Source organism: Streptomyces sp. DT224 (assembly GCF_049844595.1).
Taxonomy (GTDB): Bacteria; Actinomycetota; Actinomycetes; order Streptomycetales; family Streptomycetaceae; genus Streptomyces.
The window spans coordinates 197485-210677 of record NZ_JBNCLI010000001.1 but is presented as its reverse complement, the minus strand read 5'-3'; the positions used below and the strand labels follow the sequence as shown (position 1 = coordinate 210677).

The 13193-nt window shown below is 73.7% G+C and carries 15 protein-coding genes; 5 read left to right on the top strand and 10 right to left on the bottom strand.

Features of this window, described 5'->3' with window-relative positions:
- Positions 1-16: 16 nt before the first annotated feature.
- Entirely contained in the window at positions 17-628 is a 612-nt protein-coding gene (locus tag ACLQ2N_RS00990; protein WP_425808385.1) for a TetR/AcrR family transcriptional regulator, read from the top strand.
- Between the two features lie 61 nt (positions 629-689).
- On the opposite strand, the gene ACLQ2N_RS00985 is transcribed toward ACLQ2N_RS00990, so the two are convergent.
- The 5 genes from ACLQ2N_RS00985 to ACLQ2N_RS00965 form a co-directional block, all read right to left on the bottom strand.
- Positions 690-1313 (bottom strand): nucleotidyltransferase domain-containing protein, encoded by a 624-nt coding sequence (locus ACLQ2N_RS00985; protein ID WP_425808384.1) that lies wholly within the window; start codon positions 1311-1313, stop codon positions 690-692.
- A gap of 6 nt (positions 1314-1319) precedes the next feature.
- Positions 1320-2249 carry an SDR family oxidoreductase gene (locus tag ACLQ2N_RS00980; protein ID WP_425808383.1) on the bottom strand — a complete coding sequence of 310 codons (930 nt, stop codon included), beginning with the start codon at positions 2247-2249 and terminating at the stop codon, positions 1320-1322.
- Positions 2246-2602 (bottom strand): DUF952 domain-containing protein, encoded by a 357-nt coding sequence (locus tag ACLQ2N_RS00975; protein ID WP_425808382.1) that lies wholly within the window; start codon positions 2600-2602, stop codon positions 2246-2248. Before ACLQ2N_RS00975 ends, ACLQ2N_RS00980 begins: the two co-directional genes overlap by 4 nt.
- An 80-nt stretch (positions 2603-2682) precedes the next feature.
- Positions 2683-3669 carry an NAD-dependent epimerase/dehydratase family protein gene (locus tag ACLQ2N_RS00970; protein WP_425808963.1) on the bottom strand — a complete coding sequence of 329 codons (987 nt, stop codon included), beginning with the start codon at positions 3667-3669 and terminating at the stop codon, positions 2683-2685.
- 123 nt (positions 3670-3792) lie between these two features.
- A complete protein-coding gene (locus ACLQ2N_RS00965) occupies positions 3793-4737 on the bottom strand; it encodes a LysR family transcriptional regulator (protein ID WP_425808381.1) in 945 nt (314 codons plus the stop codon).
- A gap of 255 nt (positions 4738-4992) precedes the next feature.
- On the opposite strand from ACLQ2N_RS00965, the gene snpA reads away from it, so the two are divergent.
- Positions 4993-5649, top strand: coding sequence for a snapalysin (gene snpA, locus ACLQ2N_RS00960; protein WP_425808380.1), 657 nt, complete (start codon positions 4993-4995; stop codon positions 5647-5649).
- 67 nt (positions 5650-5716) lie between these two features.
- On the opposite strand, the gene ACLQ2N_RS00955 is transcribed toward snpA, so the two are convergent.
- The 5 genes from ACLQ2N_RS00955 to ACLQ2N_RS00935 form a co-directional block, all read right to left on the bottom strand.
- Entirely contained in the window at positions 5717-6079 is a 363-nt protein-coding gene (locus tag ACLQ2N_RS00955) for a GntR family transcriptional regulator (RefSeq protein WP_425808379.1), read from the bottom strand.
- A 2-nt stretch (positions 6080-6081) separates the two neighbouring features.
- Positions 6082-7065 (bottom strand): DUF1648 domain-containing protein, encoded by a 984-nt coding sequence (locus ACLQ2N_RS00950; RefSeq protein ID WP_425808378.1) that lies wholly within the window; start codon positions 7063-7065, stop codon positions 6082-6084.
- Between the two features lie 113 nt (positions 7066-7178).
- Positions 7179-7853: a DUF6304 family protein gene (locus ACLQ2N_RS00945; RefSeq protein ID WP_425808377.1), complete on the bottom strand. Its 675-nt coding sequence runs from the start codon at positions 7851-7853 to the stop codon at positions 7179-7181.
- A gap of 115 nt (positions 7854-7968) precedes the next feature.
- Positions 7969-9012 carry a family 2 encapsulin nanocompartment cargo protein polyprenyl transferase gene (locus ACLQ2N_RS00940; protein WP_425808376.1) on the bottom strand — a complete coding sequence of 348 codons (1044 nt, stop codon included), beginning with the start codon at positions 9010-9012 and terminating at the stop codon, positions 7969-7971.
- 131 nt (positions 9013-9143) lie between these two features.
- A complete protein-coding gene (locus tag ACLQ2N_RS00935; RefSeq protein ID WP_425808375.1) occupies positions 9144-10550 on the bottom strand; it encodes a family 2B encapsulin nanocompartment shell protein in 1407 nt (468 codons plus the stop codon).
- 179 nt (positions 10551-10729) lie between these two features.
- Between ACLQ2N_RS00935 and ACLQ2N_RS00930 the strand changes: the two genes are divergently transcribed.
- The 3 genes from ACLQ2N_RS00930 (at position 10730) to ACLQ2N_RS00920 (ending at position 13176) form a co-directional block, all read left to right on the top strand.
- Positions 10730-11179: an RrF2 family transcriptional regulator gene (locus tag ACLQ2N_RS00930; protein ID WP_425808374.1), complete on the top strand. Its 450-nt coding sequence runs from the start codon at positions 10730-10732 to the stop codon at positions 11177-11179.
- Between the two features lie 87 nt (positions 11180-11266).
- The gene (locus ACLQ2N_RS00925) at positions 11267-12460 is read left to right on the top strand and encodes a globin domain-containing protein (RefSeq protein WP_425808373.1); all 1194 of its coding nucleotides are present in this window, start codon (positions 11267-11269) and stop codon (positions 12458-12460) included.
- A 122-nt stretch (positions 12461-12582) separates the two neighbouring features.
- Entirely contained in the window at positions 12583-13176 is a 594-nt protein-coding gene (locus tag ACLQ2N_RS00920) for an N-acetylmuramoyl-L-alanine amidase (RefSeq protein WP_425808372.1), read from the top strand.
- Positions 13177-13193: the final 17 nt, after the last annotated feature.

The window sequence follows — 13193 nt, the reverse complement described above, 5'->3', positions numbered from 1 at the left end:
GAACTGGAGACCCGTTATGGCATCCGAGGGTGTGGAACCCGGCACCGTACGGCCCGGCGGGCGGACCGCCCGTGTGCGGGAAGCCGTCCTGCGCGCGGCGGGCGACGCGCTGGCCGAGCACGGATTCGACCGCCTCGACCTCGCCGATGTGGCCCGCCGCGCGGAGGTCGGCAAGACGACCGTCTACCGGCGCTGGTCCTCGCCCACCGGTCTCATCGCGGACCTGCTGGACGACATGGCCGAGCAGTCGTCGCCGCGCGCGCGGACCGGTTCGCTGGCGGGCGACCTCAGGGCGAACGCCCGGCTGGTACTGAAGACGCTCACCGATCCGCGCCAGGGCGCGCTGTTCCGGTCGGTGATCGCGGCGGCGACCTGCGATCCGCGTACGGCTCAGGCGCTGCACCGCTTCTACGCGGTCCGGGTCCAGGAGTGGGCCGGCTGCGTCACCGAGGCCGTCGCGCGGGGTGAACTGCCGCCCGGCACGGACGCGGACGAGGTCGTACGCGCGGTCTCCGCGCCGCTCTACTACCGCCTGCTGGCCAGCGGCGACCCGCTGGACGAGGCCGCCGCCGACCGGGCCGCCGACGCGGCGGTCCTGGCGGCGGAGGCGGGGGCGTATGTGAGGTGAGGGCGGGGGGTGCCGGTGCCGGTGCCGGGGCCTGTACGGAGATAGGCCCGGGGCCCCCGCCCTACCCCGCGAGTGCCGCCCGCAGCCGGACCGCCCACGGGTGGTCCGCACCCTCGGCCAGCGTGATCGTCTCGGCCAGCCAGGCGCGCGCGTGGTCGTCCAGGACGGGCAGCGCCGCCTCGAAGTCCCGCTCGTCCTTGGGCCGCCGGGACGCGGACTTGTAGAGGAGCTGGACCTCGGGCGCCAGGTACGGGACGCCGTCCGGGGAACGCCGGCCCAGCCGCCCCAGCGGGAGGCGGACCCGGGCGTCCCGGCGGAACACCCAGTCGTCGCCGTCCGTGTCGTCCAGCATGAACTGCAACCGCCACGGCTCGTCCGGGCCCGGCCGGCACCAGATGTCGTGGACAGCGACGGGCAGGATCTCACCGGGGCGCCAGGGCCGCAGCGTGCCCGGCGGATCGGCGGCCCACCACTCCCAGCCGGACAGGACCCGCTGCGCCTCCGCCTGGTCGCGGCGCAGCAGGAGCACGTCGATGTCGCCGTGCTCCCGGTACGCGCGGCCCACCGCCAGCTCGACCGCGTAGCCTCCGGCGACCCACCACGGGCAGCGCAGCGGGGCGAGCATGCGGACGGCATCGGCGAGCGGCGGCGGGTCCCAGACACCCCACGGGGTCTCCGTGCGCACGGCGGATCAGCCCTGTCGCAGGAGGTGGCGGTAACTGTCGGGGTGTTCGCGCAGATAGGTGGCCAGGTCTATGGCGGGGCGGCCGGTCAGCGTCGGCACGGCGTCCGAGACGGCGGCCATCTCGCCGGCCGCGATGGCCTCGTACGAGGTGACCCAGCCGGCCACCTCCCAGTCCTGGGCCCCGTATCCCGCCCGGGAGGCGTACGCCTCCTCGCGGGTCTCCGGCACATAGGTGACGGCCCGTCCGGTGACCCGGCTCAGCTCCTCGGCCGCCTCGGCGAGCGTGAACGCCTCGGGGCCGGTCAGGTCGTAGGTGCGGCCGTCGTGCGAGGGGCCGGTCGCGTCGGTGTCCGCGAGGAGCACGGCGGTCGCCGCGTCGGCGATGTCCTCGTGGGCGACGGCGGCGACCCGGCCGTCCCCTGCGGGGCCGCGCAGCACGCCGTCGGCGCCGGTCATGGCGGGGAGCCCGGCGAGATACCAGCTGTCGCGCAGGAAGGTGTACCGGACGTCGGCGGTCCGGATGTGCGCCTCGGTGCTCCAGTGGTCCCGGGCGAAGGTGAAGGTGGCGTCGGGGGCGGCGCCCAGGAAGGAGACGTAGACGATGCGTTCGACACCGGCCGCGACCGCCGCGTCCACCGCGGTCGTGTGCTCGCGGACCCGGTCGGGGCTCTCGTGCGCCGAGACGAGGAACAGGGTGTGCGCCCCGGCCAGGGCGCGCCGCATGGCCTCGCCGTCGCCGTAGGAGGCGGGCGGTGCGAGGTCGGCGCCGGGGAGGGCGGGCAGCCGGGACGGGTCGCGGCCGAGCAGCCGGACGGGGACGCCGGCCCGGGCCAGCCGGGCGGCGACCCGGCCGCCGAGCGCGCCGCTCGCCCCGGTGACGGCGGTGGGCGGTCCGCTGGTGACGGCCCCGGGGGCGGGGTCGGTGGCGGGGCTCATGCGGAGGTGCCCTCCTCGGACGGCCAGGGGCGCACCTCGACGACCGCGTCGACGGGAAGCGGCCCGTAGATGTGGGGGAATTCCTCGCCGCCGGGCGCGACCGCCTCGTACCGCAGGGGTGCGGTGAGCCGGCCGGGGTCGATGACGAGCACCACGAGCTCCTGGTCGGCGGCTCCGGCCCGGCTCTCGGCGCCGTACAGCATCTCGGCCACGCCGGGGAGCTGGTGGGGCAGCGAGCAGTGGATGAAGCCCTCTTCGTGCAGGGTGCGGCCGCGGGTGGACATCTCGTACGTCCCGATCCCGCGCGCCGCCTCCCAGAGCGGTCCTTCGGTGAGGTGCAGCAGTTCGGCCATGGGCCGAGGCTAACTCCGCGAGGGGCGATGAGCCCGGCCCTGTGGATAACCCCTCGCCGCGTCGGCGCGGCGCCCGCTCCTCAGCCCGCCAGGAGCTTCGCCTCCTTCTCCGGGGCGAGACCCACGGTGGGGCGGTCGGGGCGCTGGGGCGCCTCGCCGCCGATCGCGCGCAGCCACGCCCAGGTGTCCGCGACGGTCTCCTCGACCGGGCGGCAGCGCAGCCCCGTCGCGAGGGCGCGCCCGACGTCGCCCTGGTGGAGGGTGTCGTACAGCTCCCCCGGCGGCAGCCACACCGGCAGGTCGGTCCAGGGCTCGACGCCCGCCGCGAGGATCTTCTCCGCCGGGGTCCAGCGCAGTTCGGCGTCCGAACCGGTGGTGCGCACACAGGCGTCGAGCAGTCCGCCCATGGTGGTGTGCCCCGGCCGGCTGACCAGGTTGTACGGGCCGTGCAGCCCCTGCTCCGCCGCGTCGAGCACCCAGTCGGCGAGGTCGCGCGCGTCGATGTACTGGATGTCCGTGCCGGGGATGCCGGGGGCCAGGACCGGGCCGCCGCGTGCGATCCGGTTCAGCCACCAGGGCAGCCGGCCGATGTTCTCCCAGGGGCCGAGGATCAGGCCGGCCCGGGCGAGGAGGGCGCGGTCGCCGAAGGCGTCCTCGGCGGCCAGTTCACCGCCGCGCTTGGCCAGGGCGTACGACTGGTCGTCACCGGCGTCCGGCGAGGCGCCCGCCACGACGGGGCCGTCCTCGGCCAGGCCCGCCGGCGCCGGGTAGTCGTAGACGGAACGGCTGGATATGTACGTGTAGCGGGCGGCGCGGGCGGACAGCAGCCGGGCCGCGTCGCGCACGGCGGAGGGCGCGCCGCTCCAGGTGTCGACCACCAGGTCCCAGGCGGGGCCGTCGGCTGCGGCGAGGGCGGCCAGGCCGTTTTCGGCGGTGCGGTCACCGATGATCTCGGCGGTCCCGGGCGGGGGCGCGTGGTGACCCCGGTGGAAGACCGTGACCTGCCCGCCGCGCGCGAGGGCCGCCTCGGTCACGGCCCGGCCGACGAACTGCGTACCGCCCAGCATCAGAAGCCTCATGCCCCCGACTCTGCCCTGTCGCGGCCCGGTCCGGAACGGCCCACGCTCTCGGCTGAATCATCCGGAGGCGGGAACTCCGCGGGCAGGCCGCCAGCCCGGGCGCCCCGGGTCTCAGGAGCGGGCCAGCGGGCTGCGGTTGCGCAGCAGCCACTGGTGGTATCCGGCCACCCGCCGCGCCGCATCCCGGTAGGCGGCCTCCAGTTCGGCGTAGACCGCGGTCATGTCCGCGCCGGGGCGGGAGACCAGGAGCAGCCGGACCGCGAGCGGGTCGTCGCGCAGCGGGCGGATCGCCATGTCGTCCCGGGGGCCCGAGGTCGGCTGGCAGGGGGCCACCGCCTCGCCGAGGACGACGAGCGAGGCGGCGGTGAGGTAGTCGCCGTGCAGCACGGCGGGGGCCAGCCCGGCCTGGTCGAACATCCGGCGCAGGCCGTCCCATTCGCCGTCCACCGTGGGGTCGACCATCCACCGGTCGGCGGCCAGGTCCGCCAGGTCGACCACGGGCAGCGAGGCGGCCGGGTGGTCGCGGGCCATGGAGACGAACTGCGGTTCCCGGTCCACGAGGACCCGCTGTTCCAGCCCGTCCGGGACGGCGAGCGGACAGCCCTCCACCTCGTGCACGAAGGCCACGTCGAGCCGGTCCGCGTCGACGGCGCGGAGCAGGGCGCGGGCGGAGACGTCGACCCGCAGCGAGATGTCGGTCCCCGGCAGCCTCAGGCGGAGCCGGCGCAGCCAGCCGCCGATGACCCGGCTGGCCGTGCAGCCGATCCGCAGCCGGGGCCCTTCGGCGGCTGCGGCCTCCGCCTTCGCGTCGCTGACCAGGGCGCTCATGCCGTCGACCAGGGGGCGGGCGCGGCTGAGGACGGCGTGGCCGAGGAGGGTGGGGCGGCAGCCGGTGCGTTCACGGCTGAAGAGTTCGGCGCCGAGCGCGTTCTCGATCCGGCGCAGCTGAGTGGTGAGCGCGGGCTGGCTCACGCCCAGGGCGCGGGCCGCCCGGTGCAGGCTGCCGGTGTCGGCGATGGCGCACAGCGCCCTGAGGTGTCTCACCTCAAGCTCCATGGTGCTGAGATTAGGGCGGTCCACCGGGCCGCACCACGGGCGGTTACCCCGCCAAAGACGGTCAATTCACCGGGCGTTGGGTGTGCGGACCGCACGGGTGCACGACATGTCCACGTGGGTGATAGGGCCGCGTTATCACCGACTGACATCATCCGCGCGGACTCCGCTTCCCCGACACTCTCTGCGTATCGCCCCCGTCCGAGTCCGATCATCGGACGGGTTCCTCTGACCGGTAACTGGTAGGAGACCCCCCACATGAGACACCCCAGGACCGTCATGTCGGCCGTGCTCGGACTCGGCCTCACCGTCGCCGCGCTGGCCGCGGGACCGGCTGTCGCCGCTCCGGAGGCAGCCGCCACGGCCGCGCACGTCGCGTACTCGGCCACGTCCGCCTCGCACGAGGACGCCGCCGCCAACAAGGCGTTCTTCGAGGCGGTCGCGAAGTCGGTGGCCGAGAAGCGTGCGGCCAACCCCGGCGTCCAGTCCGTCACCATCGTCTACAGCGCCGCGAACGCGCCCAGCTTCCGCACCCAGATAGCCAACAGCGCCTCGATCTGGAACAGCTCGGTCTCCAACGTCCGGCTGCAGGAGGGCTCGAACCCCGACTTCGCGTACTACGAGGGCAACGACTCCCGCGGCTCGTACGCGAGCACCGACGGTCACGGCAACGGCTACATCTTCCTGGACTACACGCAGAACCGGCAGTACAACTCGACCCGGGTCACCGCCCACGAGACCGGGCACGTGCTCGGTCTGCCGGACCACTACTCGGGGCCGTGCAGCGAGCTGATGTCGGGCGGCGGCCCCGGCACGTCCTGCACCAACCCGTACCCGAACGCCAGTGAGCGCAGCCAGGTGAACTACCTGTGGCAGTACGGCTTCGCGGCCACGCCGGCCAAGGCTGCTTCCTGACCGCTCCCGCCCGCACCGACGGGCCGCCTCGCAGGACGAGGCGGCCCGTCGCCCGTGCCGGAGGCCGTCAGCCGGTGACGCCGTATTCGGTACGGACCAGGGTCAGCAGTTCGTCCGCCGTGAGGCCCAGGCCCCTGGCCTCGGCCACGGTCTCGCGGACCCGTTCGAGGAGGCGGGCGCGGTGCGGGGACGCCCCGTCCGCGATGGCCGCGCCCCGGCCCCGGCGCAGCTCGATCAGACCCTCCTCGCGCAGCCGCTGATAGCCCCGCAGCACCGTGTGGACGTTGACGCCGAGCGATCCGGCCAGGACGCGGGCGGCGGGCAGCCGTTCGCCCGGGGCCGCCGCGCCGTCGGCCACGGCGCGGCGCACACAGGCGGCGATCTGGTCGCCGAGCGGCACGGCCGAGGTGGGGTCGACCCGGAAGAGCATGGTCAGTGCTCCGTTCGGCGCTGGTCGATCAGGGTGTTGAGGAGCGCGGCCCCGGTCGCCGAGTCGTCCACGGTCACCGCGAAGTCGCGGCCGTTCGTCAGCCGGGCCACGATGCCCTCCCCCGACCGGAGCATGACACCGCTGCGCCCGGGCCGGATGCGGTACCCCCAGCCGCCGTACTCGGTGAGAGGGCGGATGTCGCGGCTGGCCGCCGCCTCTATCCGGTCCAGCGGGACCCGGACGCGCGGCCAGGGCAGCAGCCCGGAGACGGTGATCCCCCGCCGGTCCACGGTGACGTGGGTGCGAGCGAAGCTCGCGATGAGCAGCCCGAGGGCGAGGGTCAGTACGGCGAAGGGCCGGCCGGCCGTGAACAGCACGGCGATACCGGTCCCGACGACCAGGAGGGCCGTGAGCGGCAGCCACCAGGAGCCGACGCTCCGGGCCCATCCGGCGACCTCCCCCGCTCCCAGCGCGACGCGCTCGCCGCCCGCCTCGGGTGCGTCGTTCCCGGCCGGTTCGGGCACGGGCGTCAGCGCCGCCGCGAGGTACCCGAGCCCGTAGGCGAGGACGCCCGCCCCGAAGGCCGCGGCCAGGTGCCACATGGGGAAGTGGACACCCTGCCCCCGGCCCTGCGCGTCCTCGACCGCGTCCACGTTGATGAGGAGGACGGCCCCCATGAGGTAGCCGATGAAGGCGGCGAAGGCGTACCCGAAGGCGACCAGCATGCGGTGCGCCGCGCCGGCGAACCGCCCGAACCCCGCCATCAGCGTCCACAGGAGACCTGTGCCGAGCAGGACGAGTGTGCTGACGACCAGGTACGAGGGCTGGCCGGCGTAGTCGTCCACCCGGCCGTTGCCCACGAAGTGGCTGGCCAGCTGCGCGGGCAGCCGGTCGCGGCGGGTGGCGAAGAGCAGCAGGTCGACGGCGAGCGCGAGCAGGAACGGCAGGGCGGTGAGCACCACACGGCCGACGGATCTCAGCTTCATCAAAACCTCCCTTGTTCGCATGTTAGTAGAACAATGAAGGTGGCGGCAATGACGTACGGGGTACGCGGATCAGGACGAGCGGAAAGGGGCGGGGCGGCCCGGCGCCCGGCCGGTCAGGCCGTCTCGAGCGGGAACGCTCCCCGGTGGCCCGTGCCGGCGCCCTCCGTCGGCCGGGGTTCGAACTCCCGGCAGCTCCAGACCTCCTGGACGAAGCCGGTGCGCCGCTCCCACAGCCCCAGCACGTCCTGCTCGCCGGCCGTGCCCCGGTACGCCTCCTTGGCGCCCCGGAAACAGGCGAGCCCGCCGGAGAGACCGCGGCCGGCCGCCGGGGCCGGGAAGTAGTCGGAGAACGCGCAGGCTATGCAGGTCCGCAGACGGACCCCGGGCGGCAGCTCCCGCTGGATCGTCGCCAGCGCGGACCCGAAGTCGCTCTCGGCCCGCTGGGAACCGAAGGCCGCGCCGCCGAACCGGAGTTCCAGGTACAGATACGGGTCGGGGCGGCGCAGCGAGAGCAGGCAGCTCAGAGTCGTCTGCCGCTCCACTCCCTCCGCCATGACGGGGAACGGCAGGTCCCACTCCAGGACGCAGTCGCCCAGCACGCCGTCCGTCAGCGCGAACAGCCCCTGCTCCGCCGGCCCGGCCGCCACCGGGCGCAGGCCGTCGAAGCTGCCGCCCTCGAAGTCCACTCCCCGGACGCGGAGGCGGAGTTGCTGCCCGTCGGTGGTGAGGATGACGGCGTCCGATCCCTGCCGGTCCCGGTACCACCCTGCCCACGACTCATCTGTCATGAGCAGGGACTGTAGCCCCTGCCTCCGACACCGCCCCTGCCGCCCTCCGCTTGGCCGCGGCCGCCCCGCGGCACCTCCCTTCGGCCGGCGGCTCGTCAGCGCTTCCGACGGCTCGTCAGTGCTTGCGACGGGTGACGAACTCGGCCAGGGCCAGCAGGTCGCCCGCCGCCGAGAGGTCCGGGACCGCCCTGGACAGGTGGTGCACGGCCCGCGCCATGCGGTCCGCGGCGCAGCTCTGCGCCCAGTCCCGGCCGCCCGCCCGGTCCACGGCTTCGGCGGCCCGGCTCACCTCGGCGCGGGTGTTCATCGCACCCCGGTACAGCTCGGCCAGCTCCGCCGCGGCCGGCCCGCCCGCGGCGAGCGCCGCCACCACGGGCAGCGACTTCTTGTGGGCGCTGAGATCCGCGCCGACCGGCTTCCCGGTCTGGGCCGGGTCGCCCCAGATGCCGATCAGGTCGTCGATCAACTGGAAGGCGAGGCCCGCCTCCCGGCCGAAACCGTCCATGGCCCGGACGGCCCGCTCGTCGGCGCCCGCGTAGAGCGCGCCCAGGGCGCAGGCGCAGCCGAGCAGCGCGCCGGTCTTCGCCGTCGCCATGGCCAGGCACTCGTCCAGTGACACCTGGTCCGGGTCGCGGTCCTCGAAGGCGCAGTCGGCCTGCTGGCCCGCGCACAGCTCGATGACACAGGTCGAGAGCCGGACCGACGCGGCGGGCGACATCGCCCGGCCGTCCTCGGCGAGCAGCCGCTGGGCGAGGGCCAGCATCGCGTCTCCGGCGATGACGGCGTCCGGGACACCGAACACCGTCCAGGCGGTGGCCCGGTGGCGGCGGGTGTGGTCCTCGTCGATGACGTCGTCGTGGAGCAGGGTGAAGTTGTGGACGAGTTCGACGGCGACGGCGGCCCGGACGGCCTGTTCGGGGTCGCCGCCCAGGGCGCGGGTGGCCGCCAGGACGAGCGCCGGTCTGATCGCCTTGCCCGCGCCGCCCGCCGCCGGGCTGCCGTCGGCGTGCTGCCAGCCGAAGTGGTACATGGCGACCCGCCGGATCGAGCCGGGCAGGGAGGCGACCGCCGCCCGCAGGCGCGGGTCCACGAGGGTCCGGGTGTACTCAAGGAGCGCCGCGGCCTCGTTGCCCTCGGTCGCGGCGTCTGTTCGGGTCATGGTCAATCGGTCACCCCTGTCGTTGCCGTCCCCGGCCCCGGGCGCTGTCGCGGCCGGGGCCGGGGGCGTGGGTGGTTGCTGGGAGCGCGGGCGGCAGGGGCCCGGACCGCGAAGCGTCCGGGCCCCGTGGCTCACCGCCAGCGGCTGACCTCGACGTTCTCCAGGACACCGAGGGCGTCCGGGACGAGGACCGCCGCGGAGTAGTAGGCCGTCACGAGGTAGGAGATGATCGCCTGCTCGTCGATGCCCATGAAGCGGACCGAGAGGCTGGGCTCGATCTCGTCCGGGATGCCCGTCTGCTGGAGGCCGATGACACCCTGCTCGGACTCGCCGGTCCTCATGCAGATGATCGACGTGGTGCGGGCGTCGCTGACCGGGATCTTGTTGCAGGGGAAGATCGGGACGCCGCGCCAGGCCGGCACATGGTGCCCGCCGACGTCCACGCTCTCCGGTACGAGGCCGCGCTTGTTGCACTCACGGCCGAAGGCGGCGATGGCGCGCGGGTGGGCGAGGAAGAGCTTCGAGCCGCGCCGGCGCGAGAGCAGTTCGTCCATGTCGTCGGGGCTCGGCACCCCGTCGTGCGGCTGGAGCCGCTGACCGTAGTCGCAGTTGTTGAGCAGGCCGAACTCGCGGTTGTTGATGAGCTCGTGCTCCTGGCGCTCGCGCAGCGCCTCGACCGTGAGCCGCAGTTGCTGCTCGGTCTGGTTCATCGGCTGGTTGTAGAGGTCCGCGACACGGCTGTGGACCTTCAGGACGGTCTGGGCGACGCTCAGTTCGTACTCGCGTGGCGCCGCGTCGTAGTCCACGTACGTGTGCGGGACGACGGCCTCGCCGACGTGGCCCGCGGAGAGGTCGATCTCCGCCTCGCCGTACTTGTTGGTGCGCTGCTGCGGGACGGCCAGCAGCCCGGCGAGATGGCTGCGCAGCGAATCGGCCCGTTCGGCGAGGTTGAGCACGTCCGCCCGCCGGAGCGTGAGCACCGTGCACGCGGTGACGGCGCGGGCCGTGTACTCCCAGACGGCGTCGCCCTCGATGAGGGAGTGGTCCCCGAAATACGCCCCGTCCGCGTGGACCCCGAGCACCGCCTCGTCCCCGTAGGGGCCGGTGCCCACCTTCTCGACCTTGCCGTGCGCCAGCAGGTACACCCGGTCCGCCGCCTCACCCGCCGTGGCCAGGAGCTGCCCGGCGGGGATCTCGCGCTGCTCGCACCTCCGGGCCAGCTCGGCGAGCACCTCCTCGTCCCCGAAGTCCCTCAGCGCCGGCAGCTCCCCCAGCTCGGCGGGGATGACCGTGACCCGGTCCCCGGTCTGCACGAACGTGACGCGGCCGTCCCCGACCGAGTAGCTCAGCCGGCGGTTCACCCGGTACGTGCCGCCCTGCACCTGGACCCACGGCAGCATCTTCAGCAGCCACCGTGAGGTGATCTCCTGCATCTGCGGAGCGGACTTGGTGGTCGTCGCGAGGTTCCGCGCGGCCGCCGTGCCGAGACTCTGCTGCGGCGGCACCTGCACGTTCTGAACCTCTTCACCAACGGACATCTGTCGTCCTCTCGATCTATCGGCTGACCTGCGGGAAGAACACTTCCAGCACGAGGACGGTGCACGCCATTACACAAAAGAGTGCGACTAATCGGGCTTTGGGTGGGGCACAACGCTGCGCGATGCCCCGCATCGGCTTTAATTTGCATCCGGAATGCCACTTACCTAATCTGGCCGCCATGCGGCTCACCAAGTTCACCGACGTCGCGCTGCGCGTCCTGATGCGCCTCGCCGTCGTGAAGCGCGAGGACCCGCCGACCACCCGCGAGGTGGCGGCGACCATGCAGGTGCCGTACTCGCACGCCGCGAAGGTCGTGGCCCGCCTCCAGCACCTCGGCCTGATCGAGGCGCGGCGGGGCCGGGGCGGCGGGCTCACCCTGACCGGGGCGGGCAGGACGGCGTCGGTCGGCGCCCTCGTCCGCGAACTGGAGGAGCCCGGCGACGCGGTCGACTGCGAGGGCTCCACCCCGTGTCCGCTGCGGGCGGCCTGCCTGCTGCGCGGCGCCCTGCGCGAGGCCCAGGAAGCCTTCTACGCCTCGCTGGACCCGCTCACCGTCGCGGAATTGGCCGCCGCACCCACCGGCCCGCTGCTGATCAGCCTCAGCAGCGCGCCGCCACCCCGGGACTGACCCCCGCCGCACCGGGCCGCCGGCCGGTGCCTACACTGCCGTTAAATACGCATCTGAGATGCCAATTCAACCTCCGAGGAGTCACCGATGCTCTCCGAGCCGTCGACCGCCACCGTCCGCGCCACCCTGCCCGCCGTCGGCGCGGCCATCGGGGACATCGCCGATCTCTTCTACCGCAAGCTGTTCGACGCCCACCCGGAGCTCCTGCGCGACCTGTTCAACCGGGGCAACCAGGCGTCCGGCGCCCAGCGCCAGGCGCTCGCCGGCTCCATCGCCGCGTTCGCGACCCAGCTGGTCGAGCAGCCCGACACCCGCCCCGACGTGATGCTCGGCCGGATCGCGCACAAGCACGCCTCGCTCGGTGTCACCCCGGCCCAGTACGAGGTCGTCCACACCCACCTCTTCGCCGCGATAGCCGAGGTCCTGGGCGACGCGGTGACCCCGGAGGTCGCCGCCGCCTGGGACGAGGTCTACTGGCTGATGGCCAACGCCCTGATCGCCATCGAGGAGCGGCTGTACGCGGAGCAGGGCGTCGTCGCCGGCGACGTCTGGCGCGAGTGGGAGGTCGTCTCGCGCACCGAGGAGACCGACGACGTCGCCCGGTTCCGCATCCGCCCCGCCGACGGCTCGCCGGCCCCCGCCTTCCGCCCCGGCCAGTACGTCTCGGTCCAGGTCGAACTCCCGGACGGCGCACGCCAGATACGCCAGTACAGCCTGACCGGCGCCCCTGGCTCGGCGGTCCGCTCCCTCACCGTCAAGCGGGTCCACGGCAACGACGCCCCGGACGGCGAGGTCTCCCGCCACCTGCACGCACAGGTCCGCGCCGGCGACCGTCTCCGGGTCTCCGCCCCGTACGGCGACCTCGTACTGAAGTCCGAGGACGCACCGCTGCTGCTCGCCTCCGCGGGCATCGGCTGCACCCCGATCCTGTCGATGCTGGAGCACCTCGCGGAGTCGGGGCACCGCGCCCCGGTCACCGTCGTGCACGGCGACCGCTCCCCCGCCGATCACGCGCTGCGCACCGACCACACCGCGCTCACGGCCAAGCTGCACGACGCCGCCGCCCACTTCTGGTACGAGAACCCGGCGGACGGCCACCCCGCCGACCGCACCGGGCTCGTGGACCTGAGCGGCCTCGTCGTCCCCTCGGGCACGCACGCCTACCTCTGCGGCCCGCTGCCCTTCATGCGCTCGGTCCGCACCCAGCTGCTCGCCAAGGGCGTCCCGGCCTCCGACATCCACTACGAGGTGTTCGGCCCCGACCTGTGGCTCGCCTCCTGAGCCACCGGTGATGTCCGGATCGGCTCGCACAGGATCCGAACAGGGCCCCGCCGTCGCTCCGCGACCGGTCGGGGCCCTTCCGACCGGGTAGAACCGCTCCCACACGCACAAAGGAGCCGGTCATGTCCTCACCCATGTCCGCGAGCGCTTTCCTCGCCGCCCTCAAGAAGGAAGGGCTCACCGTCGTCGAGGTCGGCGACTGGCGCAGCCACAACCGGAACCACAAGGGCCCCTGGGGCCCCGTGAACGGCGTGATGATCCACCACTCCGTCACCGAGGGGACCGACGCCACCGTCCGGATGTGCCGCGACGGCCACCCCGACCTGCCGGGGCCGCTCTGCCACGGTGTCATCGCCAAGGACGGCCGGGTCCACCTGGTCGGCTACGGCAGGACCAACCACGCGGGGATGGGCGACGGCGACGTCCTGCGCGCCGTGGTCGCGGAGAAGAAGCGCCTTCCCCGCGACAACGAGGCCGACACCGACGGAAACCGGCACTTCTACGGCTTCGAGTGCGAGAACCTCGGCGACGGCAAGGACCCCTGGCCCGACGCCCAGCTCGAAGCGATCGAGAAGGTCTCGGCGGCCATCTGCCGCCACCACGGCTGGACCGCCCGCTCGGTAATCGGCCACCGCGAGTGGCAGCCCGGCAAGGTGGACCCCAAGGGCTTCTCGATGAACGACATGCGCGACCGCGTCCACGACCGCCTGAAGTGAGCCCCGGGCGGCGCCCG